The organism is Streptomyces sp. NPDC001709 (assembly GCF_053596375.1).
The window spans coordinates 17571-43325 of record NZ_JBSFGB010000041.1 but is presented as its reverse complement, the minus strand read 5'-3'; the positions used below and the strand labels follow the sequence as shown (position 1 = coordinate 43325).

Genomic DNA, 25755 nt, shown 5'->3' with positions numbered 1-25755 from the left:
CTCCTCCCACCGTGCGGGAGCCAGCCCAGCAGGCGCCCAGCGGGCATTGCCGCGACTGCAACCTGCGTGGTCAGGGTGGGGGAACTGCTTCCGGACCATCACGCCAAGGAGCCCCGCCATGCCAGCGCGCCCCTCTCCCACCCGACTACTGCGCATCGGGACGGCGGCCGCCGCAGCCGGACTCGTCCTGGTCCTGGGAGGCTGCAGCAGCGACCCCTCTACTCCGCGCGCAACCCACACCTCGACGCCCGCGCCGTCGCCCACCCGCACCAGGCCGCTGCTCACGGTCCAGCAGGCAGACCGGATCGTGAACCGCTATCAGCAGGTCAACACTGCCGCCAACGCCAGGCAGGACGCGACACTTCTGGGCACCGTCGAGGCTGGCAGTACCTTCGAACTCAGCCGCGCCGACTACAAGCAGTGGTCCACCTTCAGCGAGAAGGAGCAGAAGGAGTACCTCGAGCCCTGGAGCTACACCCAGCGCACCTACGACATCCCCGCTCAGGGCAAGGCGACCTGGTTCATGATGCGCGCCCACACCACCGCCCAGGGCAAGCCCAGCAAGAACTCCTCCCTGGCCGTTTTCGACAACACCGACGGCAAGGGCTTCAAGTTGGTGTTCTCCGTCCACGGCATCCAGGGCAAGCTACCCGCTGCGTTGCGTGGACCAGACGGACTGGTCACCCCAGTCCCCGCCACGGCCACGAGCGGTTCCCTGGCACCGAGGGACGTCACCGCCAGCTTCGAGGATCTCTACACCACCGGAGGCCAGCAGGAGGGCACCCGGATCGACCGCACCACCCCCTCCGCCAAGACCGCCTTGAAGATCTACAAGGAGCGGAACAAAAAGCTTGGCCCGAAGGGCGGCAGCACCCGGTACTTCGCAGCCGAGCCCACCCACCCCGGGGTGTACGCCCTCAAGGCTGGTGACGGTGTCCTGGCCTTGGTCCCGCTCGCCCACACCAGCGAACTCATGGTCACGAACTCAGGCCTCCAGATCAGCCCGAGCAAGGTGGAGAAGCTCTACGGAGCCAAGACCGGGCCCATCGTCACCGACGTCTTCCACGGCCAGGCCGCCGCCTACCTGCCCGCTCGCGGCAACGCCCGGATCCTCGGCTTCACCTACAGCGTCGTCGACGCCCACTGACCGGAGGAGACCGTGACGACCGCCCTGACGCACCTGCCCCGGGCCTTGGCCGGCGTGCTCGCCGCCGCAGCCCGCGAAACCGGACACCGCATCGACACCAACACCGCTCCGGCCGGGCTGGAATGGCCTGCCGATGTCCTGGCCACCTCCCCGAGCCGGCGCTGCACCATCCTGCAGGTCGCCCCGCTCGCGGCCGACAGTGAGCAGATCAGCGCGCAGACCGCGCAGGCACTCCAACGCGGCCTGGACATCGTGTGGTTCACCCCTGAAGCCCACGACCCGCCCTGGCTGCAGTGTGTCCCCGCGGTCCGTGTCACCGCACCCGCACGTCCTGGCGGAGAGTGGACCGCGCAGGCCGCCGTGCAGCGGCTGACCGCTGACGCCTGTACGTGCGGCCCGGCCTGGGGGCACGGCGCACACCGCTCCTGGGCACCGCCCGAGCCGGTCCCTCTCGCCGCGATGCTGGCCGATCTCCTGGCCGGCCGCCTCGTCCACGCCACCGTCCAACCTGACCTGCCGGGGCGCCGGTTCACCGCGTGGGCGAGGAATCAGGACGTACGCGCCGAAGCAGACCACCTGCGCACCCTGGCCGCCGGCACCCGCGAGCTCACCGACGCCGCCAAGGCCTCAACGCCCTACATTCCGCTCCCCGAGGGGCGGCCCGCCGCGCCGCTGGGCCAGCTGCTGGAGGCCGCCCGCCGATGGGCCTGCCACAAGACCGGAGTGCTCTGCCACATCGAAACCGCGAGCGCCGACTGGATGGCCGGCGGCCTCCTGGTCACCCCCAGCAGCCGCCCTCCAGGCAGCGCGCTGCCCCCGGTCACGGCCCTGGTGCGCCCCCTGCCACACATGGCCGACTGGACCAGCGAACTGAGCACCGTCCCGGTGCTGGTCGGATCACCGGAGGAGTACTTCACTCTCCGGCGCACCGCACCCGCGGCCGCCCAGATCCTCATCCTGTGACCCGGCCTCCTGCCCTGCGCTTCAGTCACTTCCATTCGGCGGCCGGCCGGCGTGCCCTCTGGGAGAGCCTCCTCAAGACGCCCGCCTCATGGGCCCATTGAGCACTCCGTAGCCCGCCGGGCGGGAGCGAGACGGGCGCCCGCCCGAAGGGCATTGCTGGAGCACCACGCCGGTGACAACGCTGAGGTCCGTTTCTCCGGCCCCTGCCCGCCTGTACCCCCCGGCGGACCAGCCACGGGGCCCCGATACCCCTTGGCGAGCGAAGGTCACGATGACACCCGACACCCCTTTGACCGTACCCAGATCCATCCCGGCAGCGTCGCAGCGTGCTGTCGCGGCACGGGCGTCCGGCCTGCGGACTCCTGGCTCGGCCTCACCGGCCCAGGCGGCACGACGGTGACCGCGACGATCGCGGTCGATGCCGCCGCTCCGCCTCGTGCCGCACGGCGCCTGCTCATCGGCTTCTTCGTCGGGCTGGGCGTGGTCATGGCGGTATGGGGGGCGCGGATGCCTGCCGTCCAGGCAGCAGCCCACCTCGGCCCCGGCCGACTGTCCGTGGTGCTGCTGGCCGCAGCGGCAGGCATGGTCGCCGGTCTGCAGATCGGAGGCCGCCTGGCTCAGCGGCACGGCCCCGCCCGGCTGCTCGTGGCCCCCGCCATCGTCTTCGGCCTCTCCCTCGGCGCCCTGGGACAGTGCCGCTCCCTGACCAGTCTCTGCGTCGTCGCAGTGGCCTTCGGCCTGGCACACGGTCTTCTCGACGTCGGAGTCAACGCGGCAGCGGTGCAGTGCCAGCAGAGTTTCGGCCGCAGCATCATGTCCGGGCTCCACGCCGCTTACAGCCTGGGTGCATTGGCCGGTGCCGGCCTCGCGGCGGTCACCACCTGGGTGTCCCACCAGGTCGTATTCGCCGCCGTTGCCGCCGCAGTTGCCCTGACGGCCGCAGCAGCCGGACCGAAAGTACGGCACATACAGGCGCTCAACCAGCACTCCGCCGGCGAAGAGCACAGCGACTCCGGCGGGCCCAAGGGACTGAGCCGCTCGACGATGTGGCTGCTGGGATCGCTCGCAGCGGCCTGCCTGCTCGCAGAAGGAGCGGCCAACGACTGGGCGGCTGTGCATCTACGCCATCTGCACGCGTCAGAAAGCACGGCGGCATCCGCCTACGCTCTCTACAGCGCCGCCATGGCCGCAGGCCGACTGTTCGGTGACCGGTTCACCGCCCGCTTCGGCGCGGTCACCGTCGTACGCGCAGGCGCCCTCATCGCATCCGCCGGCCTGGCCGCAGGACTGCTCGCCAACTCCGCTCCTGCGGCACTGGCCGGATGGATGGCCCTCGGACTGGGCCTGTCCACGGCCGTCCCCTCCTTGATCACCGCAGCCGGACGCGGTGGCCCGCGAGCCGTGGGCACCGTCGCGGCGACCGGCTACATCGGTCTGCTGGCCGGACCCGCCGCGATCGGCGCGCTCGCCTCGATCCTCACGCTTCCCACAGCCCTCGTTCTTCCCGCAGTCCTGGCTGCCGTCGTCGCAGTCACCGCCCGCCGAGCACTGGAGTCCTGATGGCCAGCACACCCACCCCCGCTTCCCAGCCCTTGCCCGTCGAGGAGCTGGAGGCGGTGATCTGGGACTACAACGGGGTCCTCGGCCTGCAGCCGACCTCCGAGATGTGGTCGCGTCTCGCGGTCCTGGCCGGTTGGCCCGCCGCGCACACCGAGATCTTCATGCGGGCCTTCTGGGGCAGGCGGGCCGCCTACGACGCCGGCGTGCTCAGCGATCACGCGTTCTGGCACGACCTCGTGCGCGGCGGACGGGAAGCGGGCCCCGGAAGCGAGCTCCTGGCCGCCCTGCGCACGGCCGACACCCAGATGTGGACCCGCACCGACCCGGCGGTCCTTGAGGTCCTGCACAGCGCGCATGCAGCCGGAGTTCCCTCGACGCTGTTGTCCAACGCGCCGCTCCCGCTGGCCTCCGCTCTCGACGACACCGAGTGGTGCGCCACCCTGATGTCCCGCACGGTGTACTCGGCCCGGATCGGGGTGAACAAGCCCGAGGACAGAGCGTATGAAGCTGCCCTTGCAGCGGCTGGATGGCCCGCCCCCGGCCGGACGCTGTTCGTCGACGACCGAGCCGACAACATCGAAGCCGCAGCCCGCCTGGGGATGCGCACGCTGCACTACCGCGGGGACGCGGCCGAGCTGGCCAGCAGGCTGCCGCAGGCCACCATGGTCTGATCCACCGGCAACTCCTGCCGCTGACTCAGCTGTCCCGGCCCCGGCCGCACGCCTCGCGGGAGGCGTCCAACACGTGGACTCGACGCGATCTTCTCTGTCCTCGTGCGCGCTCTTTCGGGCCAGCAAAGCTCCGCACCAGGGCGAGGGCTGCCGCACCTGAGAGGCGGGCGGCAGCCCGCCGACCCCCGCTGAGGAACGACGCACGACCGGCCAGTTCGGCGCCCACCTCCTGAAGACCGTCCTAAGCTGCACCCTCCTTTGACCCGGAGCTGACCCACCTTGTCCCGCACGCCTCCGCAGATCAGCGTCATCCCCCCCACCCGCCTGCTGCCCAATCGGCTTCCCTACCTGGAATTGCTCCACGAGAGCCTCACCGCACAGACGGTGGAGTGGGAACTGGTCCTGGCGCTCGACGGAGCCGATCCCGACCTGGTGCCGAATTCTCTGGCTCGCGACCGGCGCGTCAAAATCCTGAGGCTGCCCAAGGTCGGCGCCACCAGCGCCCGAAATCTCGCGCTCAACCTGGCCGAGGGCGACTGGATCCAGTACGCCGACGATGACGACGCCTTCCCCGCAGATGCCTTCGCCGCACGCCACAGTTACGCTCTCCGCAGCAACCTGGGCTGGGTGGCGGGCTGGCTAGCAGACCTATTTCCCGACGGCACGACCCGGGTGTGGAGGTGCCCTACGCCGCCCGGCGTGCATTCAGCCGGCGCGGTGTGGACGTACTGGCCTTCCCCCAAGGACACCATCCCTCTCTGCCAGACCCAGATGATCGCCCGCCGTGAGCTCGTGCAGGCCGCTTGCGGCCACGGAGGTCTGCCCCAGGGCGAGGACCTCGTCTACGTCTGCGCACTGACCAACCTCAGCGCCGGGGCCTTGCTGCCTGTGGTGACCTACCACTACCGCCAGCACGAGGAGCAGATGACCCGCTCCCGAGACCACGATCGCCTGGAGGGGGCTGTCCGCGAGTTCGCGTGGCAAAGCGGACGCCAACTGCGAGCACGTCTGGAGAACCACCCAGCGGAGCGGCTCGACACCACAGCACCGGCGGCTGCCTGAGCGGCACGGAGGCGGTGCGCTGCCCGCCTCACGGGAGGTGCACCAACAAGTGGGCCGTCAGGCGGGAGCACACCGTACACCCTGGCTCAAGGCCTCGCCCCGGCCCCGGCACGGTGCCCAGACTGGCTGCGCACCCCGCCCCTGACCCGAGGTGCGCAGGCAGGGGACGGAGGAGATGGGCACCTGCTCCGTCCCCCGCCTTATTGCCCCCTCGCCCGAGAGAGCCCTGATGACCGTCACCTCGCTGTCTGCCGGTGTCCGCGCCCGCTGGCACCGCACCATCGCCTCGCTGCCGGAGGACCGGCCCGCGGTGACCCCCTTCCACACCCGGCAGTGGGCCGCGGCCTGGCAGAGCCCGCAGGTCGAATCGGCCCTGACGCACCGGCACTTGCTTCTCACGGACGGCCAGTACAGCCACCGGCTCTCGTACCAGCTCTCCGACACCAGCCCGCTGTGGAAGGCCCTGGAGAGCGACACCCACCGCCGCACCCCCGTCTTCTCCGGCCCCCTGGTGCACGCGCCCAGCCTCTACAGCCAGTACGGCGGGCTGCCCGGCGCCTCCGCCCTGGTCCTGGCCGAGGCCGTCGACCGGGGCCGCCAGCTCGCCCAGGAATGCGACGCCCAGGCCCTCCTGATGCCCAACCTGGCGCCCGCTGAACTGGCACAGTGGACCCGGATCCGGCCCCCCGACGCTCAGGTGCGCCTCTTCTACGCCCACCGCACCCCGGTCGGCGCCGGCCTCGCGGAGTTCATCGCCCGCATCCCCAGCAGCCAGGCCCGCGAGGAGTTCCAGCGACAGCACCGCCGCGGCGCCTCCGCCGGGTTGCGCCTGCGTGCGGTGACCGGCGCCGATCTGCCGCCGGTCTTGCCCACTGTGCATGCCCTGCACCAGGACGAGGCCCGCAGACAGGGCCGTCCTGCCCTCTACAACCTGCCGATGCTCACCGTTCTGCCCCGCATCCCCGGTGCGCTCGCCCTGCTGGCCGAGGAGACCGACGGCACTCTTGCCGGGGCCTTTCTGGGCTTCCGCCACGGGACCACGCTCTATCTGTGGGCCGAGACCGTCGCGCACGGTCGACGCGGTGACCATGCCCTGGGGTGGCTGCTGGCCGAGAGCATCCGCCATGCCGCCGCCACCGGCGCCCGCGTCCTGGACGCCGGACGCGGCCACTACCAGTTCAAGCGCCGGATGGGCTTCACCCCCGTCCCGCTGACCACGGCTGTCTACCTCACCGCCCCCGCCCCCCGGGTCATCAGCAGCCTGCGGGAACTGGACACCGCCCTGGACGCCATCGGCCGCCCCTGACCCAAGGAAGTGGACATGACCGCACACGAGGCCACCCCCGAGGGCGCCCCCGCCCTGCTCCTGATCGGCACGGGGGAGAGGCACTACTGGCAGGACGCGCTCAGGTCCCTGGCCGACCGCTACCGCGTCCTCCTCCTCGACGACACCGCGCCGACCTGGCAGCAGCCCTTCCTGGCTGACCACCAGGTAACCGACCTCAGCGACACGGCCGCGCTGCGCGCCGCCGCCACCAGCCTCGCGACCGCCCACGACATCGGGGGAGTGCTCACCTGGGACCCGGCCGCCCCCACCGCCGCGGCGGCCGTGGCCCAACTGCTCGACACCGCGGGACTGGACCCTGCGGCCGCACGCGCCAGCCGTAACCAGGCGACGGCCCACGCCGTACTCGACGCCCACGGGGTGGACGCGCCCCGCTGGGTGCCGGTCGGTAACGTCGGCCAGCTCCGCATCGCCGCCGAGCACCTCGGCTACCCCCTCGTCCTCAAGCCCGCCATCGCGGGCAGCGCGGGAGCAGTCCGGGTGGACGGAAGCGAACAGCTCGATACCGCCTACGCGTTGACTGCGCAGACAGCCGCCCGGCATGGCAACGAGAGCGCGGGCCTGCTCGCCGAGGAATACGAGTACGGGCCCGAGGTCGGCGTCGAAGTGGTCTCCATCCCCGGCCGCCACGTCGTGGCCGCGATCACCCACATCCAGCGCGGTGAGGCCTTCGAAGCGACCGACCGCCTTGTCGCACCCGCCCTGCGCTCCCCAGTCACCGACGCGGCCGAGCAGACCGCCGTCGAGGCGCTTGAGGCGCTCGGCATCACCCACGGCGTCTCCCACGTCACGGTGCGGCTGACTTCCAGCGGGCCGAGGGTCACCGCCGTCACGCCGTGCCTGGCCGACGACCTGATCCCGCACCTGGTCCGACTGGCCACCGGTATAGACCTGGTGGCCGCCGCCGCCGACCTGGCCATGGGCCTCCTGCCCGACCTGCGCCCCAGACACCTGCGCGCGGCAGCGATCGGCTTCGTCCACCCGCACACGGCAGGAGAGCTGCGGTCGCTGACCGTGGATCCCGCTCTGGCCGCCCGCACCTGGTGTGACCGGGCCGTGCTCGAGCAGCAGCCCGGCACCCACCTCGCTCCACCGGCCGACGGCCACTCCGCACGCCTCGCCCACCTGGTGGTGACCGCCGAGACCCCGGCGCTGTGCCGCAGATACCTGGACCGGGCGCTCGCCGCTGTCCATGCCACCATCGAGCCGGCCGGCCCCGATGACCAGGCCGACGAGCAGGCGGTCGCCGCCTGATGCCCGCCCACCAGCCACTCGTTCCCGCCCCCGCCGCCGTAGGAGCGCCGGCAGCGGGCAGCCCGGCGCCCCTCGGTCACCAAGGAGAGCTCGGCGGGGCAGCGCAGGCTCTCGATGCGGCCTTCCTCACCCGCAGCCCGCTCCTGGCCGCCTACCTTCCCGCCGGATACCCCGACCCCGCGACCAGCCTGGACCTGCTGCACCAACTCGTCGCCAGCGCCGACATCCTGGAGGTGGGCTGGCCTTACAGCTGTTCCGAACGCCAGAGTGGCCGGATCGCAGGTGACCTGCGATGACGTATGGCGTAGATGTACGTGACGCAGCTGCCCGTCGTTCCGTCGAGCTTGGCGGGCAGCCGGTGGGGCCGGTCCTCGGCGCCTTCTCGGTGGCGGGTTTTCCGGATCTCCGCAGCAGCGTGGACGCCTTCGTCGCCTACGCCGAGCACGGCGCAGCGATACTGGAGGTGGGGGCGCCAGCGGCGGATCCCTGGCTCGATGGTCCGGCTATCGCCGCAGCTCATCGCTGTGCTCTTCGCGCTGGTGATGGCGTGCGCATCACGCTGGAGACGGTGCGGCGAGTGTCGGCTCGAAGTGACGCGCCCGTCGTCGTCATGAGCTACTGGTCGACCGTTCAGGCCCTTGGTCCGCGGCGAATGGCCGCCGAGCTGGCCTCCTGCGGCGCGACGGGGTGCCTCGTACCGGACATTCCATCGGAGCACGTGGAGCAGTGGGTGGCGGCCGCGACGGAGGCCGGGATCAGCGCTCCTCTCCTCGCCAACCGGCAGGCGCCGTACGACGAGTTGGGAATCGCATGCCGGGCCGCGACGGGGTTCGTCTACGCGCCAGCGGTCGCGGGGCAGCGTACGGGCTACTCGGCCGGGATCGACCTGGACAGCCTCGCTGCCTTCGTACGATCCCTCCGGCGCATCGCTCCGTCGACCCGGGTCCTGACTGGGATCGGAGTTTCAACTCCCGCAGTGGCAGCTGCTGTTGTCGCCCACGGGGCCGTTGATGGGGTCGTGGTCGGCTCGCCGCTCATCCGGGCGTTCGCCGAAAACGGCCTGAGCAGAGCAGCCGGTCTCGTGCACGAGTTCGCCGCCTCGATCGCCCAGCCGCGGGGCCGGTGACTCCATGCACGTACTACAGGCCGAAGGCGCCGCCCTCGATGAGGATGAGCAGGCCGATGACGTTCAGCACCAGGCGCAGCAGGACGTGGCCCCAGCGGCTGAGCGCCTTGGCGATGACGGGGCGGGTGGCGAAGTAGCGTCCGGCGGATCACGCCCCCCTGGCCTGACCGGGCCCCAGCGTCCACTCAGCCTCGACCTGCCGCGGCAGGTCCACCGGCTTCGCTCCGCGACGCGTCTGCCGGTTGCCGTCGGCATAGGTGTGAGCACCCCGGACCAGGCAGCGCAAGTCTCGGCGTTCGCGGACGCCGTGGTCGTCGGCTCGGCAGTGATCCACCGAATGGTGGGCCAGCCCACCGCTGCCGCCGAGGTCGCCCGCCCACTCCGCGGCCGGAGTACGCCGCACCCGGCGCTCCCAAGCCTGACCAACAGATTCCCCACCACCAACTCCATGAAGCAGCCCGCGCCATGCGCATGCAAGAAGGAGCTCATCCGATGACGAAGAACAAGATCCGCAGCACCCTCGCGGCAGCGGCAATCACAGTTGCGGCACTCGGAGGGGCAGTGGCAACCGCCCCGGAAGCGGCAGCGGCCTCGTGCAACCCCTGGACGCAGAAGGGCAAGACGACGACCGCGGTGAGACTCCGGTCGAACCACTCCACCAGTTCGGCAGCCCTCGGGGTCCTGAGCAAGGGCACCCGCGTCACCTCCAACTGCCTCTGGTGGGACGGCCACTCCCAGTACCAGTGGTACCGGGTCAAGGTCACCAGCGGCGCCAACACCGGCCGGACCGGCTGGATCTGGGGCGCCTACTGGTGGGGCTTCGCGAACTGACCGCCAGCGTCTTCCCGCGAGCGGTCACCGCGTAGCCGGGCATAACCCCGCCCGGCTACGCGGCCTTTGAGCGCCTCGCTGCCGTCCTTCGTCTGCCGGCTGCGGACACGCGGGACGCCCTGGGGCGCGCGGGGATTGCCGCTGCGCCCAGTTGGCGGGCGAACTACGCCAGGCTCTGCGCGTTCCGGCCGTGACAGCGGCCTGACCGGCCCATACGCGGCCGTGTCCCTGCGGACGTGCGGGCTACCCGGTCACCTGACAGCGGTTCCGCGCTGAGGGGAAGAGTCCGCGGCGCGCTGGGGAGCGGTTTGCGCCGGGATGGCCGGACCGGCCGCCGGGGACGGCGCTGCGGCGGCCGGTGCCGGCCGCGCGACGTCCATCGCTGCCACACGCTCGGACGATTCACGGGCCAGCCCCCACAGCGCCGCGGTCTGGGCATGCGTCAGACGCACCGCGGCCTTGCCGAACAGCCGCCCCGCGTCAGGGAGGGACCCTGCCCGCTCCGCCACCTCAGCGCTGTGGGTCCGGTGCTCGGGGAGCAGCGGCGTCATACGCCGGTGCGCCTGGGCTTCGATTGCCTCCACGCTGGCCTGGTCGTGCAGCCCGGCAGAGACCGCCGTCGTGCGGAGCAGCCGCAGCGCGGACGGCGAGATGTCCTGGCCTGAGTCGAGGTCCGACTGCAGCCTAGCCGCAAGGTTGACCACCGCTTGCAGCTTCCACAGCTGTGCACTGTGGGGGGTCATGATCCGCTGCTCCAGCGGCCAGGTACTCAAGGCGTAGTAGCCCTTCACGGCCTGCAGATCGCCGTTCAGCACGGAACAGACGAAAAAGGGCCGTTGCGAGGTCTGATGGGAGTTGCGCTCGCCCTCGCGCAGCGACCGCAGACTGTCCACGGGCAGGGCGTCATCGTGGAACGCCGCGTAGGCCTGGGAGATCAAGGTAGGGCCGGCGGGAGCGCGGAGAACGAGCAGAGCGGCATGGACCTTCTCCCGCGCGGTGCGTGGCGCCTGCTGGCCGGACTCGACGGCTTGTTCAGGTAAAGGGACTGGCTGTTCGACGGCCCGGTGCAGCACGAGGGACGTCTCGATCCTCCACTGGGTGAAGGCCCGCTCGGATTCCTCCCGCAGTGCCCGGATCTCCTCCTGCCCAGCCCCATCGGCCACGGCGCGGCGGGTGGCCGCCAGGAGCCGGACAAGCTCCTCTTCGCGGGCCTGGAGGTCATCGGACATGAGAGCACGCTGCCACGAGAGCCCGTTGCCGCAGGGAGGCATAGCCCGCCGCCCGGGCTCGGCAGGCCGACGCAGCCCGCCGGGCAGGAAGGACGGCAGATATCCGACCGCGGGACGGGAGGCCACAAGGTGGCCGTGCCGGGACCTCTCGTGCTCCTGTCCGGCGCCGCTCATGCTCGGCGGATGTCAGGTGCCAGCCACAGGGAGGGGCGGGTGGACGGCAACACGGATCTGCTGGTGGTCGGCTTCGACCTGCGCACCAACCGCGAGGTCCATGTCTCAGAGCAGCCCGCGCAGTACTGGCGCGCCCGCGGCTACCCGCACGGCGACGCCACCCTCATCTGCTGCTACTGCTACCGCGGCATCGACGCCCCCCGGGGCACCCGGATCCCGCTCGTGGTCCGGGGCCGCCTCGGGGGACAAGTGCGCACGCACTTCGCCCACCCACCGGGCCAGGCCCCCACCGCGGGCCACGACCCCGAGAGCGTGTGGCACCTCCATTCCAAGCACACCCTGGCACGGTGGGCCCGCACCCAGCCCGCCGTCACAGCTGTCCACATCGAGCAGTGGACATCACAGCGCGACCGGCGCGCCGCCGTCCTGGCGACCCTCATCGACGGCACCCGCCTCGCTCTGGAAGTGCAGAAGGAACTGCTCACCGACGCCCACTTCCAGGCACGGCACCACGACTACGCCACTCAGGACATCCGCGACGTGTGGTTCTGGCGGCCTGGCCTGCAGGTGCCGCACGCGGTCCTTGCAGAAGGACTGCCCGTATGGTTCCTCGACCCAGCCGCCGTCCAGGCCGCCACCCTCATCGCCCGTCCCCACCTCCGCCCCCACCAGTGGTGGCAGCTGACCGACCTCGCGCCCTTCGCACCACACCACCCGCCCTGCGCGCTGGACACCACGGAGAAGGTCAACATCGCGCTGGACGCCCTCGGTCTTGACCAGCACGGGGCCTCGCTGCCCCGCGCGCTGCAAGAGCAGCTGCGCGAGGACCACCGCAAGATCCAGGAGCTTGCCCGCCAGCGCGCCAACGAAGCAGGCCGGGCTGCACTGGAGCGTTTCGCTCGTCAAGGCCGAACGCACCGCCTTGCACCGCGCCTGCCCGGTCAGGCTGTCCCCCGGCGCCGCCAGGCACCCGCAACAAGAACACCGCCAGCGCCCAAACCAGCCACACCGCAATGCGAGGTCTGCAGCAAACCCCTCGACCCCCGCCTCACCCCCTACGGCCGCCACCTCTTGTGCTGACAGCCCCGAGCCGGGCCTCGCGCGTCTTGCCGGGGCCGGGGCCGGCGGGCAGCGGCGGGGTGGCTGGGCAGGCTTCGCGTGCGGCGTCCTGGTCGGGTGCAGGTCGTGGACAGCACCAGCGCAGCTGCGTCCCGGGTGGCACAGGCCGTGACGGACAAAGACATGAAAGCGTGGCTGAGGCCCGGAAGGGGGCCGCCGTTCGGCCGTGGCCGGCCGCCCGGCTCCGTACCTCCGCACGTTGCCGTGACCCCGCGGCGCCGCCGGGGCTTACGTTCGTCGGCTGAGGCAGACAGGCCGGGGGCGGGCGAGGCCGGTCGACACGCGCGACGCGCCGGGACGCGCGATGGAAATGCTGAGCGGATTGAAGGATCAGCGCCCACGGCCCGCAGTTGCTGTACAGCATGTAGAGAGAGACACGCCCTCACCCCGGTTGACCTGCTGGTTTCGCTGACTGATACCGCTCCCAAGATCGGATATGCCGCTTAGGGAACCGTGTTATGCCGCTCCTGAGACCGCGTTATCCCGCTCCTGGAGTCTGGATATCCGGCTCCCAGAAGCGGCAAGCATGAACCATGAGTACATGTTGTGGGAGTTCAGGGATCCGGACTCGCGTTAGGGTGTGCATGTACTCATGGTTCATGTAGCCCGACGACCGGAGAGACGGTATGGCGCGCTCTGCGCAGCAACCGGGGGAGAGCGGTGCCCACGGCCCGGAACCGCGCACGCGCTTCGGCTACATCGGCGGCTACAGCACGGTCGACAACGAACGCCTGGAAGCACTGGCAGCCGTCCCCAAAGAGGACGGAGGGCTGACCGACCGCGAGTTCCGCATCTTCATGTGGTTCGTCGGCGCCACACCCTGCCCGGGGGAGCCGGTCATGAAGACCACCGCGTACATCGGCAAACGGACGGGGACATCCCCCGACGCCCTGGGCCGCATCGTCCGCAAGCTGGTCAGCCGACGGCTCCTCTTCCTCGCCGACGAGTTCGGCCGACAGCGGTTCTACAAGGTCAGCCCGTACTTCGCGAGCCAACTGTCCTCCGCGGAGCAGCGTGAGGCGATCCGGGCCTACAACCCGCCGGACATCCCGGGACTCCGGGACCTGCAGCGGCCCAGGTTTGTAAAGGGGGATCAGTGACCACCAGCGGCGACCCGGTAGCGCGCGAAGTCCTGCGGCGCACCAAGGGCCTTAAACCCAACCAGCGGCTCATCATGCAGCTCTACGCCGTCATGCCCAAGGACTTCAGCGGCGCGGTCAAGCAGACCGCCACCAACCTGGCCGGCGAGCTCGGCATGACACCCACCCTGTTCAGCCGGGTGCGGGGAGAACTCGCCAAGGACGGCTGGCTCGAAGAAGTCGAACGAATCTCCAACAGCCCCATCTTCCGCCTGGGCGAGAAGGCCACCGGAGAACGCACCGTCATCCCACTGCGGTCAGCCTGACCCACTCCGCTCCCACCCGGCCGCATCGGACAACGACCAAGCGACCCAAGCGACTGAGATCGGGACGCCCGTCATCGGCGCGTCCGCAGCGGGACGACAACAGCCCCAAGACGCCCGCGCTGCGGGAGACGGCGCACTCGGCAGCCCGCGCGGCGGGAGGCCGCCGGGTCCGCCGCGACGAGGGCTGGCTGCGTCCGGACAGCAATAGGCACGGTGGAGACCGAGGCCGCCCGCACGCGACCGGCGCGGGGCAGTATCCCGGAGGAGACCGTCATTCCCGCCATACGCAAGACCCTAACCGCCACAGCCCTGATCGGCGCCGTCCTGACCGGCGTCGCAGCCTGCGGGACCGCCGAGAAGCTCTCCGCGGCACAGAAGATCGACCGGGCCGTCGCCAAGCTCGGCGAGCAGCGTTCGCTCTCCATGGAACTCGACCTGGACACCGACACCGCCACCCTCGAGGCCCTGGACACCAAGGCCGACCCCGGCAACCCGATGCCCACCGAGGCCACCCAGCTGCTCGCCGACGCCCGCGTCTCGCTGTCCGTGCAGTCGAAGAAGCCGCTGAAGGACTCGGCGGAGAAGGACCTCACCGGCATGGCCGTGAAGTTCTCCAGCGCCGATACGGACCTGATCGAGTACCGCATCGCCGGCGACTACGCCTACCTGCGCGCCGACGCCAAGGCGATCGCCGCGAAGACCGGCAGCCCCCTGCCGGCCGCCGAGGACCTCCCCGAGACCGCCACCGCCCTCAAGGCCCTCCTCAACGGACAGTGGATCAAGATCTCCACGGCCGACCTCAAGGACGGCACGGGCACCGGCGCCAGCGCCGCCCCCAGTCCCGACGCCAGCACCCAGCGCAAGCTCACCGAGGCGCTGCGCACCGTGCTGACCCGCGAGGTCGCCCTGAAGGACACCGGCGAGCGAGGCGGCACCGACCACATCACCGCCACCGCCGCGCTGAAGACCCTGCTCACCGAACTCGTCGACAAGGTCCGCCCGTTCGCCAAGGACCTCCCCCCGGGCGCCGCGCTGCCCTCGGCCAAGGACCTCAAGGACGTGCCCGACGAGAAGGCCACCGCCGACTTCGCCCTGAAGAACGGCCAACTGACCAAGGTCACCGTCAACCTCGCCAAGCTGGCAGAGAACGCCAAGGTCAAGAAGTTCGACCTCGTCGTACGGCTGGGCACGGGCGAGACAGCCACGGCACCATCCCAGGCCACCAAGGTCACCATGGAGGAGCTGAGGCAGCAGTTCCTCGGCGCCCCCGCGACCGGGAGCCTGGAACAGACCCCCACCGCGTGACCCAAGCGCGGGCCGGTGCCGCCCGGCCCGCGCCGTCCCGACGGCTCATACGCCGTCCTGCTCCTCCTGCAGCCGCAGCACATCCAGGATGTGCACGAGCTGACCGTCTTCCGTCCGCGCAATCAGCATCACCTCGTGCGGTTCGACATCCCCGAAGTCGGCAGAGGTGATCTCCTCCCGCAGCTGGCCCTCGAATCTGGCGCACGACGGGCAGTTCTCCAGATGGATCAGATACCGGGCCGGAGCGCGCACCTCGGCCCGGCCAGGCCGCTGCTCCGCCTCCAGCACGAGGGCCTCTTCCCCGCTGAGATGCCACCCCATCCGCCCCGTGACCCGGTACAGCATCAGCGGACGGCCGATGTGCTGGGCCTCGAGCAGCGAGCCGATGGCATGGACCACGTCCCCACGGCCGAAGTGGCCGGTATCGATGATCCGCTGGTGAACGGCGCTGGTGCTCAGTTCGTCATCCGACATGGCCGCGACCGTAGGGCGACGACCGCAGTCCGGCATCATCGGCTCCCGTCCCATGGGCAGCAATCCGCGCCCGGCGCGCCCTACGGACAGCTCCCACTGACTGCCGCCCGCCCTGCGGGCCGGCCAGCACCACGCGAAAGGACACCGGTAGCTGACCAGCCCACCCGGCCCCTCTTCCTGGAGACCCCGTGAAGATCCGTTGTCTGTTCCGCCTCCGCCGCACGACCACGCCAGCTGTCCTCGCGCAGCTACCCAAGCAAGCCTGGGAGCAAGACGGCCCCTTGCGGATCGGCGACCTGGCCCACGCGCCGCAGGACTGCTTCCGTGAGGAGGTCGTGTGGGTGAAGGGCGACCGCGTCGGTGTGCGCACTTACCCCGCAACCGACTCTCGGGGTCATGCCTCCCGCTCCCAGGTCCGCCATCTGCACGACTGCGAGCCGTGCATGGTCGCGCCGCCGCCCCGGCCACCGCCGAGGAGGAACGCGAGAGTGCCTACTGAGACCAGCGGCCGGTAGACGACCGCGAGCTGCACGACACGGGGGATGAAGGAGCGGGTCCTCACCGACGCCAGCCCTCACTGAAGGGACCGAGGTCTTTGGGACGCCGGCACACCGGGTGCGGGCGCCGGTGGGGCGGCTGGCTTCCGTCACGATGGGCATGGGCCCGCCAACCGCCCCTGGCACGAACACTGTCCCACTCCCGACGCACGTACCGGTGCGCAGGCCTCTGGCAAGCGGCAAATCCTGCGCGGGCGCGGCACATGAGGCAGCTGTGACCGGGCACGTTGTCCGTGGCGCCCTCTACAGTGGGCCCACCGCGCCGGTGCTGAGCCGGAAGGAAGGAGAGCACAAGTGCAGGAAACACAGGGCCCCTACGCCTGGTGCTTCTCCCACGGCGTTCTCCATCACTTCCCGGCCGCCTCGACGCCTTGGTGCACGGCCACCTGGGCGTGGCTGGCGGGGGAGAGCCGCGAGGAGGCGCTGGCGGCGAAGACCGCGCGCTTTGGCGAAGCGCGTTTCCTCGACGCCCTTCCCCTGACCGACCAGCTCGTTCTCACGGGCGCAGGGCAATCAGCAGGGCCGCGCTGAGACGGCCTGGAGCAAGGGGGCGGGGATGAGTACATCGCTGGGATGGCGAGGGGAGGGCGCGTGCCGGGTCACGGATCCGGACGCCCTGTTCGAAACTGGGTCTGCCCAGAACCGAGCCAAGACCGTGTGCACGGGCTGCCCAGTCCGGCTGGAATGCCTGGCATACGCGCTCGATAACCGCGAGTGGTTTGGCGTGTGGGGCGGGATGACGCAGCGGGAACGCCGGGCACTGCTGCGCAGCCGCCCCAACGTCACCTCTTGGCGACACCTGCTAGAGAACGCCCAGGCCGCAGCCGAATTGGAAGCGGCCACCGGTGCCCGGACATCCGCCGGCCGAGCCCAGGCCAAGGCGAGCTGAGCGCCTAGCACCACCGCGTCGCCCAGGGACACAGGGACTCCCAGGGACACACCTCCCGGCAACACTCCGGACTTCGAGCAGCCGCGCGATGCACCGTTACGTGCCCAGACCGGTCTCCGAGACGCGCTGCTTCAGCGCCCGCCGGGCGGAAGGAGGCGATGAGCGGCATCCGACTGGGCTCCGCACGACACGGATGATCTCGCCAGGACGGTGCGCGGGGTGCGTCCCGCCCTGCGGGAAGCTCCCACACTGACGTACCGCCCGCTGGTACGCGACCGAAGTGGCGCACCGGCAGAGCGTGGCCGGTGCGCCATGACCGGCAGGATGACCAGCGTCCGCTCCCAGCACACGAGCAGAGCAGAAGGAGAACGCGGCGATGTCGATGGAGATGGAGTTCCCCGTCCCGGACTTTGAAGGGGCCGCGCGGACCCTAGCCGCGCAGCGCGAAGGCGTTCGCCGGGCAGTGGACCAGGGCCACCTGGCCCCCGACATCGGCGCAGCGATGACCTCCCCGCAGGCAGGGGGCTGGCTTGCCTCGCAGGGCTTTGAGGTGGTGGCCTCCCTCGACGACCTCGAGGGCCCCTCCAGCGGATCCGTGGAGGTCCCCGCCGGACTCGCGGACCGCGAGCTGTCCGGCCACGCCGATCTCGCCAATGCCTGGCAGCGCCTCCAGCTCTACCGCCGGCTGCTGCTCACCGGCACCGCCGAGCAGCAGCGCCAGCTCCTCAACCGGCAACTTCTGCAGCAGATGTGGCCGCAGAGAATCGGCCCGCCCGCTCTCCTGAGGACCTGGGAGGACCGCTTCCCCGAACTGCGCCACACCCCCAGCCTGTGAGGAACGAACAGCAACTTGAAGTCGCCCGCGTGGCACTCGCCGCATGCGGCAGCCGCGGCTACAGCCTGGCAGGCAGCCTGGCGATGCAGGTGCACGGTGTCCGCGGCGCCCGGGACTCCGACGACGTCGATCTGTTTATCAACCAGCTCCTGGATGACGCCGACACTGTCCGCCAGGACGTTACCCAGGCACTGCGGGAGGCCGGCTACCACGTTGAGCAGGTCGCCACCTGGGGTGTGACCGACGGCGTGGCGACCGCGCAGAACGGCGAGATGTCGGTCAGCCACCCCGACCACGGCACGGTCAACCTGCAGATGGTCTGCGTCGCCCGGTACCTGAAGCCGGTCGACCGCGACGGGATACCGGTGACCGCGATCGGCGAGTGCCTCTACCGCAAGATCGAAGCGCTGCAAAACCGTTTGGGCGCCAAGGACTTTCTCGACCTGGCGCTGCTCCAGGCGCACATGGGCCAGTCCAACGCCGACCGCTACATCGGCATCTACATCAGCGCCCTCGCCCAGCACCAAGGCCGCCCGGAAAGTGAACTCCAACAGGACCTCTACCAGGCGTTCGCCCAGGTGGCCCAGGTACCCGACGAGGCATTCGCCGCCTACGGCTACACCCCCGCCCAGGCTGTGGAAGCGCGGACCGCCATCCTGACCTGGGCAGACCGACTGGCACCCGAGCCCAACCCGATGCGCCGCGACACGGCGATCGCCTCCGGTCACCTCTCGATCACCTACCAGGACGCGCAGGCCGCACTGAACCGTATGGCTTGCAGCCCCTCGATGACCCGGCTCTCCGACCAGCAGCTCAGCTCCTGGCGCGCTGAGGTGACCACCAGCCTCCTACAGGCCATGGCGACCCGGCAGAGCACCCAGCACGCACAGCAGCAGCTCCATCCGATCACCGGAGAGCTGGAGCGCCGTGCTCAACTGACCCCTCACGAACGGGCTGCAGAGGACGCCGTACGCAGAGCCGAGGAAGCCGAACAGATGGCCGGCGGCGACCCCGGCCGCCTCGGCCCGCTCGGCGTCCTCGTCCGTCTCAAGCCACCCCCACCCCCCGCCGCGTCCCCGCCGTCCAGCCCGCCCCAGACCCCGGCGGCCGAGGCGCTACTGCACCAGCAGCACCTCCAAGCCCACCAGTACATCCAGCCAGGCACGGGCAGGCAGACGTAGTCGCCAGGGGCCTTGCGGCGGCACGGCGACACCATGGACACCGAGGGACGGGCAGACGGAGGGACACACAGGGACACAGCTGACAGCAACGCGCCCCGCCCCCTTGGAGTGATGCAGGGACCACGGCCCGGCCGCGGCTACCAATGAGGCGGGGGCGGGGGCCACCCCTCGCGGTGAACAGGTTTCGCGGCCAGAGGGGGGCGGCCACCCGCAACCGTGACGAATCCGGCCGTCCAGTCACGGCGACCACGCCCTGCCAGACGGAGCCAGCCGGCTCGGGGCCGCACCGCGGACCAGGAACCCTCGACACGGCAACGGATCGACGCCCCGACGGTGGGCAGACAGGGACACAGAGGGACACAGCCGCCAGCAACGACCAAAGATCAATCCGCAGGCCTACCACCCGGCGGGCACCCCACCGTCCCGGGCTGCCCGCCGAATGGGAAAACCGCAGGTAGCTGCCCGCCCCACGGGCCTGGCAATCTCCGCCGTCCGCGGCCTTGGCGATCGTGTGATCCGTCCAACCGCACGATCCCCCTACTCACCCAGAGGAGAGCCCGTGACGCCTGGCATCGTCTGGATCTACACGGAGGGCTACCGGGACGGGGACGGCGCCGCGCGTCTGCTCCGCGCGGACAGGGCCGACGAGATCTTCCAACTGAGCTCCTCGGCCATGCTGGTCAACGGGACCGACACAGTTTGGGACCCCATCAGCCCCCCGTCCCGGCCCAAGGACCTCCCGCCGCAGTTCCTGATCGCCCTGGCCCGGGCCATGCAGACGGCCCGCCACAAGTGCGCGGACGGCAATGACCGGGTCGTGACCGCCCAGTACAGCCAGACCACCGGGTGGCGATGGCAGGTCTGCCTACTTCACGAGATACCCGACCCGCCCCAGCGCGAGCCCCTGCCGCCGGCTCTCACCGCCGCGACACGCTCGGTGTGGGGGATCCCCTCACCCGAAGCACCGGAAGCGGACAGCCCCGCTGCCTAGAGGACCTCAGGGGGCTTCGTAAACGGCAAGTCCGCGAAAGCGGCATGTGATGGACTACCGACTGAGTAGGGACTGCTCACGGTCGAGGGGGAGGACGTGGACCGATGCATCGTCCTGGTGGACGCCGGATATCTGCTCGGCGCGGCTGCGACTCTGCTGACGGGCGACGCGACACGGTCGCGCCTGTCCGTCGACCACGGGCAGCTGATCGACCAGATACGCCACCGCGCTGAGGCCGACACCGGGCAGACACTCCTGCGCATCTACTGGTTCGACGGAGCTCCCGATCGGGTGCCCCAGCCTGAACACCGGCGCCTGCGGGTGATGCCCCGGGTCACCGTGCGTCTGGGCCTGCTCACCCGCATCGAGGGACGATTCCAGCAAAAGGGCGTGGACGCGGCCATGCACGCCCAGCTGACCGAGCTCGCTCGCAACCACGCCTGCAGCGACATTGTGCTGATCACCGGCGACGGAGACCTCTTGCCCGGAGTGATGGCAGCCAAGGACCACGGCGTGGCCATCCACCTGTGGGCCGTACAGGCGGCCGACGGCGAGTACAACCAGTCCGAGGACCTGGTGGCGGAGGCCGACGAGCGGCACCTGCTGGACAGAGCCTGGCTGACCCAGGCCATCAAGGCTGCCGAGCCGTCCTCGGCGGAGCAGGACGCGAAGGCCCCAGTCCCGCCCGTGCTCGAGCATGCCACGCCGGGCGGCGAGCCCGAGCCTCCCGTGTCAATGCCGCCCCGAATCCCCACCCCGAGCGCCCTGGCTCAACGCCCCGCGCCGGCCGCCGCCTTGCGCTGGTCCTCGGACACCGGCTGGGTCGACCCGGACGCAGGGTTCCCGCTCCTGCGTGACCTGACCACCCCGGAACAGGAGTGGGCGGACCGAGAGCACGACATGACCCAGGTCACCGGTGAGCCCAGGGAAGTGGGCCGAACCTTCGCCACCCGCTGGACCCAGCGACTGCCGCACGCTCAAGCCGCGCAGCTCATCGACGCACTCACCGAGGCCAACCCTCGCATCCCGCGCTCCCTCGACGGTGAACTGCTGCGCTACGCGGCCCGCTTCGGAATGATCGGCAACGAGATGCTGGAGATCAGCGAAGACGACAGGGTGGACCTGCGTGCGGGATTCTGGGATGGCATCACACTGAAAACCGACCAGTTGGCCGCCGCCCGCTGAGACTACGGTCGCCTCGGCGAGATACGCGAGCCAGAGACGGCAGCCCGCTCACGCCCGTACGACGGGAAGCGGCACAAGACCAGCCGACCAGCTGCGCGGATGCCTGCAAAGATGGACACCGGACTGTGTCAGCCGGGGGGGAAGCGAGGGGAAGTGGCTTCAGGAGAGAAGCGCGGCCGATTGCTCGTGGTCGACTTCGACTTCTTCTTCCATAACCCCTATGAGGGCATCCCCGCCCCGCACCGCGGCGATGCGGCGCTCTACGACTGGGCTCACGGGGAGAACCGTTGGCTGCGCGAGACCATCTGGCCGATCCGCGCCGAGGAGTTCCTGCGAGCTGGCATTCAACCGCCGCGTTGCGAGGGATACGAGGACTTCTGGGCACGGTTCACCTTCACCAGCGACAACCCGCCCCTGTTCTACGCCGACTCCAACATCTACGCGGGCCGTCTCACCCCCATGCACTTCGGCCTGTTCAACCTGAAGACCACGGTCTGGAAGGACATCCACCTCTTCGACGCCCACCACGACAGCGGCTACCCCCACGATCACGGGCCGGCGTCCTTTGAGGAGTGGAGAGAGATCGGGGAGTTTTCGTGCGAGGACTGGATGCTCGTCCACCACGACAAGGGCAGCCAGCTCACCCTCACCTACCCGGCTTGGCGCCCAGGCGGCGACTCACATCCGCCCATGATCCCCCTGCACACCACGATCGACGACGGGCGCAAGGTGGCCACCACGTTCGACGCCGTGTTTCTGTGCCGGTCCGGCTCCTGGGTGCCCTCCTGGTGCGACGACCAGTTCACGGAGCTGCTGAACGCCTTCCCCGGTCGGATCAGCCTGTTCCCCGGCAGTGAGTGGACACACCCGCGACCGGATCCCCTGCCACACGCGCGGCGAATGGCCGACATCTTTACTGAGCTGCGAACCCGACTCGAAGCACAGGCGACCCACACGCCCCTGCCAACTCCCGGCGCCCGTCCCGCTTCTGCTCCACCACGCGCCCTTCAGCACACCCCCCACCCTGACCAGTCCCGCGCCCGCCCGAGACATTGAACTCACCCGACGGCGAAGGTGTTCGCCAGCCTTCCCCCGTGCGGGTGTGTAGAGTGGCTGCACCGACGACGCGGGGTGGAGCAGCTCGGTAGCTCGCTGGGCTCATAACCCAGAGGTCGCAGGTTCAAATCCTGTCCCCGCTACTAGGTAGGAAGGGCCCGGTGACCCGGGCCCTTCCTCGTGCTCGGTGCCTGTGCCGCTTTCCAGGACCGTTGCCTCCTGTTCCGGCATCCGCCGACCGGCTTGCTGAAGAGCGAAGCGGGGCAAAGCCTAGGCGGCCTTCGTTTCCACCCAGGTCGTGCTGCCCGCCTGGCGGGCAGCACCCGTGAAAGCTGCCCGCCGGAAGAGAGCTCGAAGCCCAAGAAGCCAGCTGCGCTCCCAGCGGGCCATGCCGACCGAAACACTGGCGCCCGCCGACCCTTCTCGTCGACGGAGCCAGCAGACATGACCCATTCAGCGATCCCAACGTCCCTGACGACCCCGCTCAGCAGCACCCTTCCCCACCGCACCCAGGTACAGGTGGGTTGCCTCAGCGGCTCGTCGGCGCTGGCTTACCTCGACGAGCACTGGCCCGCTCTCTATGCCCGAGACGGCCAGGCCACGCCGTACCAGTGCCGGGCCTGGCTGGGAGGTTGGGCCATCCACCAGCCCCCCGGCTCGGAACCCGTGGTCATCGTCGCCCATGACGGCCGGGGAACGGTCGCAGCCATGGCCATGGCACGGGACACCACCGACAGCGGCACGCTGCGGCTACGCCCCTTGTCCGCACCGACCGCCGAAGTCATTCGCCCCGTCGGGCCAGGCGCCGAAGACCCTTTTGTCACGGCCGCGTTGATCGGGCATCTGAAGGCTCACGGCGAGGACGGTACCGAGGTCGTCCTCGCGGACATCCCAGCGGCCAGCACGATGGGCCGGCATCTGCGAGCGCAGTGGGCGGGGCACATCGTGGAATCCCCGTACGCCACGGTCACGCTCCCCGTCGACTACAGCGCCCTCTCCCGCTCCACCCGACGGGAGCATCGGCGGCGCCAACGGACCTGGGACGACCTCAGCCGCACCCATCACGTCCTCTATCGCCGTACACACAGCCCCAAAGACCTCCTGGAGACCTATCCCCGCCTGCTCCGTCTCCACCGCCTGGAGTGGCCGGAGCAGGCCTCCGGAGCGGAAGACGACGCGGCCTGGCACACCGTGCTCGAGCGGTGCGGACCGGGCGCCTTCATCGCCACTTTGGCCGTGGACGACCACATCGTTGCCGCGCAGCTCTGCCTGCGCCGAGGCACCCGGGCGTATTCGCTCCTCCCGGCCATGGACCCGGCGTACCGGAGCCTCGCCCCGGGGCACGCCCTACTGCGCTACCTCACTGCGGATCTCGCAGCCGCCGGTCATCGGATCCTCGACCTCGGCCGGACCACATCTGACCCCGGACAACACGCCTATAAGGCGCAATATGGGGCAATATGGGCAGATTCGTTGACGGCGTCCACCTGCCCATCCGGGACCGAGACGGCCACACAACTCCGAACCGCCTGCTGAGAGATTCGCTGCTGGGGCGAAGCGAGACCTTCAGCGTCCCGCCAGAGAAGAGACGGAGAGGCGCCGCCGCGTCTTGTGCGTGGGAAACTGCCAACTCCGGCCCGGCTGAGACCGGGGCGGAGCGTCGACGGGCAGACCGCGCCGGGACCAGTACGTCGTTACGGCCGTGGCACATCCGGCGCAGCAGGCAAGCCGTCATCGAGGCCACCGACGATTGCGTCGAAGAGCGCGGGGTCGCCGGGCAGCGGGCCGGTGGACGGCGGCATGTCCAGCAGGATCCAGGGGGAGGGGGCCGGGCCGGGCCATTCGAGGCTGCGCTGGCGGTCGTGGTCGACCATGAGAACGCGCGGGGTGGGGGTACGGGCCAGAGCAGCAACCAGATGACCGGAAGTCGAGGTCTTGCCCTCGCCGCCGCGGCGGAGGCTCTTGTCGTTGAGGATGCGCCGTACGGTCTCCTCGACAGGGCGGGTGGTGCACGGCGCACCAGCACGTGCTGCGGGGAAGGCGAGAGCACGGGCCTGGGCAGGGGTCATACCGGTGGCAGCGCACAGCGCCCGCACCGTGTCCTCGGGCAGGCCGCCGGAGAGGTCGGACAGGCGCTGGCCGGCGGAGCTGCCAGGCTGGAGGCCAAGGACTTCCATGGCCTGGTGCCGGTGGGTACCCAGGGCGGCCGCGACCCGCTTCACGTAGTCGGGCAGCGCCTCGCGGGGCCGAGGCAGCGGCGCGCAAGGCAGACGCGAGGGGCGGAGGGCCTGCTGACTGGCACGGGCAGTGACGGCCTCGCGGGCCTGCTCCAGGGACGTCCGGGGGTTCTCGCGCATGTAGGCGCGCACCGCGCGGTCGAACTGACGATTGAGGCGGTCGGTCACGACTCTCACATCCTCATCGGCCTGCCGTCCCACACCCGCCGGCCGACACACGAGAGGTTCGAGGCATGACGGAACCACTCGCGCGAGTCTCAGACTTCTGCGGTCCCCCCGGCGGTGTGGGCGTCAGGGTCTCGGACCGGGCGCGGCGCGGTTGCCCAGTGGTGCACCACCACACTACCGGCGCTCCCCGCAGCGACTGAAGGCAGGGAGCACAGCGCCGCGCGTCCAACGCAGGAATTCAGCCGCTCCGCCGGGCCGGGCCTTGCCGGACCGGGATCGGCCGCAGGGCTTGCGCCGCTCCGGCGGCCAGCGGCCGACCAGAGGTGGCCAGCCGGGCAGCGCCGCAGGCCGAGGGCAAGAAACTGGTCATCTCCCTGCGCCCGGTCCCAGACCGCTACGCTGGCTGCAGGCACACCGCCGCCGAAGGGGAGTGAGGACATGGCGTCGCACGAGAAATGGACCGTCGACCGGCTTCACGTCGCCCTGCCGCACAGCGCGCTCCGGCAGCAGCTCGTGACGGACGTCAACATGACCGACCTGGAGGAGCTGCCCCGACGCCTGGAGGGCTGGGCAGGGGCCGCGGAGACGCTCGAAGCGGCACGCCCCCGCATCGAGGCGGCACGCGCCTACGTCAAGGAGCACGGTGTCCTGCCGCCCGAGTACGACAACGCCCCGGACATGACCGACACCGTCATCGACGACGCGCAGGGGCGGCGAGGCGCCGCGTGACCTACAGGCTCCACATCCCGGGCGACCAGCACGACATCTACAAGGCGCTGCCCGACGAGGCACGCCGCGACATCGCGGTCTGCCTCGTCGACGCCGTCCACGACCCCCTCGGAGCCAGCGAGCCGTACGGCGAGGACGACGGGATCATCCGCACAGTGGCTCGCGGCCGCGCGGCTGTCGTCATCCTCATCGGCGAGCAGACGAACACGATCACCGTCCTGGCGATCGCCTACGCCGGCTGACCTGAGGCCCGGGAACAGCC

The 25755-nt window shown here is 70.4% G+C and carries 29 protein-coding genes and 1 tRNA gene; 26 read left to right on the top strand and 4 right to left on the bottom strand.

Annotated elements, in window-relative coordinates; translation table 11 throughout:
- The first annotated feature begins 118 nt into the window (after positions 1-118).
- The 11 genes from ACWC0C_RS39320 (at position 119) to ACWC0C_RS39270 (ending at position 9959) form a co-directional block, all read left to right on the top strand.
- Complete coding sequence (locus ACWC0C_RS39320; protein WP_450869258.1) at positions 119-1147, top strand: hypothetical protein; 1029 nt, start codon at positions 119-121, stop codon at positions 1145-1147.
- 12 nt (positions 1148-1159) lie between these two features.
- Positions 1160-2110, top strand: coding sequence for a hypothetical protein (locus ACWC0C_RS39315; protein WP_450869256.1), 951 nt, complete (start codon positions 1160-1162; stop codon positions 2108-2110).
- Between the two features lie 396 nt (positions 2111-2506).
- The gene (locus ACWC0C_RS39310; RefSeq protein ID WP_450869254.1) at positions 2507-3670 is read left to right on the top strand and encodes an MFS transporter; all 1164 of its coding nucleotides are present in this window, start codon (positions 2507-2509) and stop codon (positions 3668-3670) included.
- Positions 3670-4341: an HAD-IA family hydrolase gene (locus ACWC0C_RS39305; protein ID WP_450869252.1), complete on the top strand. Its 672-nt coding sequence runs from the start codon at positions 3670-3672 to the stop codon at positions 4339-4341. Before ACWC0C_RS39310 ends, ACWC0C_RS39305 begins: the two co-directional genes overlap by 1 nt.
- A 279-nt stretch (positions 4342-4620) precedes the next feature.
- Positions 4621-5403: a glycosyltransferase family 2 protein gene (locus ACWC0C_RS39300; protein ID WP_450869251.1), complete on the top strand. Its 783-nt coding sequence runs from the start codon at positions 4621-4623 to the stop codon at positions 5401-5403.
- Between the two features lie 229 nt (positions 5404-5632).
- Positions 5633-6709 carry a GNAT family N-acetyltransferase gene (locus ACWC0C_RS39295; protein ID WP_450869249.1) on the top strand — a complete coding sequence of 359 codons (1077 nt, stop codon included), beginning with the start codon at positions 5633-5635 and terminating at the stop codon, positions 6707-6709.
- A 15-nt stretch (positions 6710-6724) separates the two neighbouring features.
- A complete protein-coding gene (locus ACWC0C_RS39290) occupies positions 6725-8002 on the top strand; it encodes an ATP-grasp domain-containing protein (RefSeq protein ID WP_450869248.1) in 1278 nt (425 codons plus the stop codon).
- Positions 8002-8298, top strand: a complete 297-nt coding sequence (locus ACWC0C_RS39285; protein WP_450869246.1) for a hypothetical protein — start codon at positions 8002-8004, stop codon at positions 8296-8298. The genes ACWC0C_RS39290 and ACWC0C_RS39285 overlap by 1 nt, the downstream gene beginning before the upstream one ends.
- Positions 8295-9128, top strand: coding sequence for a tryptophan synthase subunit alpha (gene trpA / locus ACWC0C_RS39280; RefSeq protein ID WP_450869244.1), 834 nt, complete (start codon positions 8295-8297; stop codon positions 9126-9128). The genes ACWC0C_RS39285 and trpA overlap by 4 nt, the downstream gene beginning before the upstream one ends.
- Before the next feature lie 4 nt (positions 9129-9132).
- On the top strand, positions 9133-9624 hold the full coding sequence (locus tag ACWC0C_RS39275) for a tryptophan synthase subunit alpha (protein WP_450869242.1): 492 nt from the start codon (positions 9133-9135) through the stop codon (positions 9622-9624).
- The gene (locus tag ACWC0C_RS39270; protein WP_450869240.1) at positions 9621-9959 is read left to right on the top strand and encodes an SH3 domain-containing protein; all 339 of its coding nucleotides are present in this window, start codon (positions 9621-9623) and stop codon (positions 9957-9959) included. Before ACWC0C_RS39275 ends, ACWC0C_RS39270 begins: the two co-directional genes overlap by 4 nt.
- A gap of 251 nt (positions 9960-10210) precedes the next feature.
- Here ACWC0C_RS39270 and ACWC0C_RS39265 read toward each other — a convergent pair whose 3' ends face one another.
- On the bottom strand, positions 10211-11188 hold the full coding sequence (locus ACWC0C_RS39265) for a hypothetical protein (protein WP_450869239.1): 978 nt from the start codon (positions 11186-11188) through the stop codon (positions 10211-10213).
- A gap of 213 nt (positions 11189-11401) precedes the next feature.
- Here ACWC0C_RS39265 and ACWC0C_RS39260 point away from each other — a divergent pair, with 213 nt between their 5' ends.
- The 4 genes from ACWC0C_RS39260 to ACWC0C_RS39245 all read left to right on the top strand — a co-directional run bounded on the left by ACWC0C_RS39260 (position 11402) and on the right by ACWC0C_RS39245 (position 15191).
- Entirely contained in the window at positions 11402-12442 is a 1041-nt protein-coding gene (locus ACWC0C_RS39260) for a competence protein CoiA family protein (RefSeq protein WP_450869237.1), read from the top strand.
- 665 nt (positions 12443-13107) lie between these two features.
- Complete coding sequence (locus tag ACWC0C_RS39255) at positions 13108-13581, top strand: MarR family transcriptional regulator (RefSeq protein ID WP_403826088.1); 474 nt, start codon at positions 13108-13110, stop codon at positions 13579-13581.
- Positions 13578-13886 carry a replication initiation protein, RepL2 gene (locus ACWC0C_RS39250; protein WP_403826085.1) on the top strand — a complete coding sequence of 103 codons (309 nt, stop codon included), beginning with the start codon at positions 13578-13580 and terminating at the stop codon, positions 13884-13886. The genes ACWC0C_RS39255 and ACWC0C_RS39250 overlap by 4 nt, the downstream gene beginning before the upstream one ends.
- A 213-nt stretch (positions 13887-14099) precedes the next feature.
- Complete coding sequence (locus ACWC0C_RS39245; protein WP_450869236.1) at positions 14100-15191, top strand: hypothetical protein; 1092 nt, start codon at positions 14100-14102, stop codon at positions 15189-15191.
- A 45-nt stretch (positions 15192-15236) separates the two neighbouring features.
- On the opposite strand, the gene ACWC0C_RS39240 is transcribed toward ACWC0C_RS39245, so the two are convergent.
- Both ACWC0C_RS39240 and ACWC0C_RS39235 read right to left on the bottom strand, forming a co-directional pair.
- Positions 15237-15665 (bottom strand): hypothetical protein, encoded by a 429-nt coding sequence (locus ACWC0C_RS39240; RefSeq protein ID WP_450869235.1) that lies wholly within the window; start codon positions 15663-15665, stop codon positions 15237-15239.
- A gap of 394 nt (positions 15666-16059) precedes the next feature.
- Positions 16060-16227 carry a hypothetical protein gene (locus tag ACWC0C_RS39235; protein WP_450869233.1) on the bottom strand — a complete coding sequence of 56 codons (168 nt, stop codon included), beginning with the start codon at positions 16225-16227 and terminating at the stop codon, positions 16060-16062.
- A 289-nt stretch (positions 16228-16516) separates the two neighbouring features.
- Between ACWC0C_RS39235 and ACWC0C_RS39230 the strand changes: the two genes are divergently transcribed.
- The 9 genes from ACWC0C_RS39230 (at position 16517) to ACWC0C_RS39190 (ending at position 23895) form a co-directional block, all read left to right on the top strand.
- A complete protein-coding gene (locus ACWC0C_RS39230) occupies positions 16517-16753 on the top strand; it encodes a hypothetical protein (protein WP_403826073.1) in 237 nt (78 codons plus the stop codon).
- 25 nt (positions 16754-16778) lie between these two features.
- Positions 16779-17111, top strand: coding sequence for a WhiB family transcriptional regulator (locus tag ACWC0C_RS39225; protein WP_450869231.1), 333 nt, complete (start codon positions 16779-16781; stop codon positions 17109-17111).
- Positions 17112-17487: 376 nt separating this feature from the next.
- The gene (locus tag ACWC0C_RS39220; RefSeq protein ID WP_450869230.1) at positions 17488-17946 is read left to right on the top strand and encodes a hypothetical protein; all 459 of its coding nucleotides are present in this window, start codon (positions 17488-17490) and stop codon (positions 17944-17946) included.
- 29 nt (positions 17947-17975) lie between these two features.
- Positions 17976-19127, top strand: coding sequence for a hypothetical protein (locus ACWC0C_RS39215; RefSeq protein ID WP_450869228.1), 1152 nt, complete (start codon positions 17976-17978; stop codon positions 19125-19127).
- A gap of 559 nt (positions 19128-19686) precedes the next feature.
- Positions 19687-20118 (top strand): hypothetical protein, encoded by a 432-nt coding sequence (locus tag ACWC0C_RS39210; protein WP_450869226.1) that lies wholly within the window; start codon positions 19687-19689, stop codon positions 20116-20118.
- Between the two features lie 96 nt (positions 20119-20214).
- Positions 20215-21303, top strand: a complete 1089-nt coding sequence (locus ACWC0C_RS39205; protein WP_450869225.1) for an NYN domain-containing protein — start codon at positions 20215-20217, stop codon at positions 21301-21303.
- Positions 21304-21456: 153 nt separating this feature from the next.
- A complete protein-coding gene (locus ACWC0C_RS39200) occupies positions 21457-22359 on the top strand; it encodes a hypothetical protein (RefSeq protein ID WP_450869223.1) in 903 nt (300 codons plus the stop codon).
- 69 nt (positions 22360-22428) lie between these two features.
- Positions 22429-22502 (top strand) — tRNA-Met (locus ACWC0C_RS39195).
- 301 nt (positions 22503-22803) lie between these two features.
- Complete coding sequence (locus ACWC0C_RS39190) at positions 22804-23895, top strand: GNAT family N-acetyltransferase (protein ID WP_450869221.1); 1092 nt, start codon at positions 22804-22806, stop codon at positions 23893-23895.
- A 158-nt stretch (positions 23896-24053) separates the two neighbouring features.
- On the opposite strand, the gene ACWC0C_RS39185 is transcribed toward ACWC0C_RS39190, so the two are convergent.
- The gene (locus tag ACWC0C_RS39185) at positions 24054-24764 is read right to left on the bottom strand and encodes a hypothetical protein (RefSeq protein WP_450869219.1); all 711 of its coding nucleotides are present in this window, start codon (positions 24762-24764) and stop codon (positions 24054-24056) included.
- 438 nt (positions 24765-25202) lie between these two features.
- On the opposite strand from ACWC0C_RS39185, the gene ACWC0C_RS39180 reads away from it, so the two are divergent.
- Both ACWC0C_RS39180 and ACWC0C_RS39175 read left to right on the top strand, forming a co-directional pair.
- Positions 25203-25493 (top strand): hypothetical protein, encoded by a 291-nt coding sequence (locus tag ACWC0C_RS39180; RefSeq protein ID WP_450869218.1) that lies wholly within the window; start codon positions 25203-25205, stop codon positions 25491-25493.
- Positions 25490-25735: a hypothetical protein gene (locus ACWC0C_RS39175; protein WP_450869217.1), complete on the top strand. Its 246-nt coding sequence runs from the start codon at positions 25490-25492 to the stop codon at positions 25733-25735. Before ACWC0C_RS39180 ends, ACWC0C_RS39175 begins: the two co-directional genes overlap by 4 nt.
- The last annotated feature ends 20 nt before the right edge of the window (positions 25736-25755 follow it).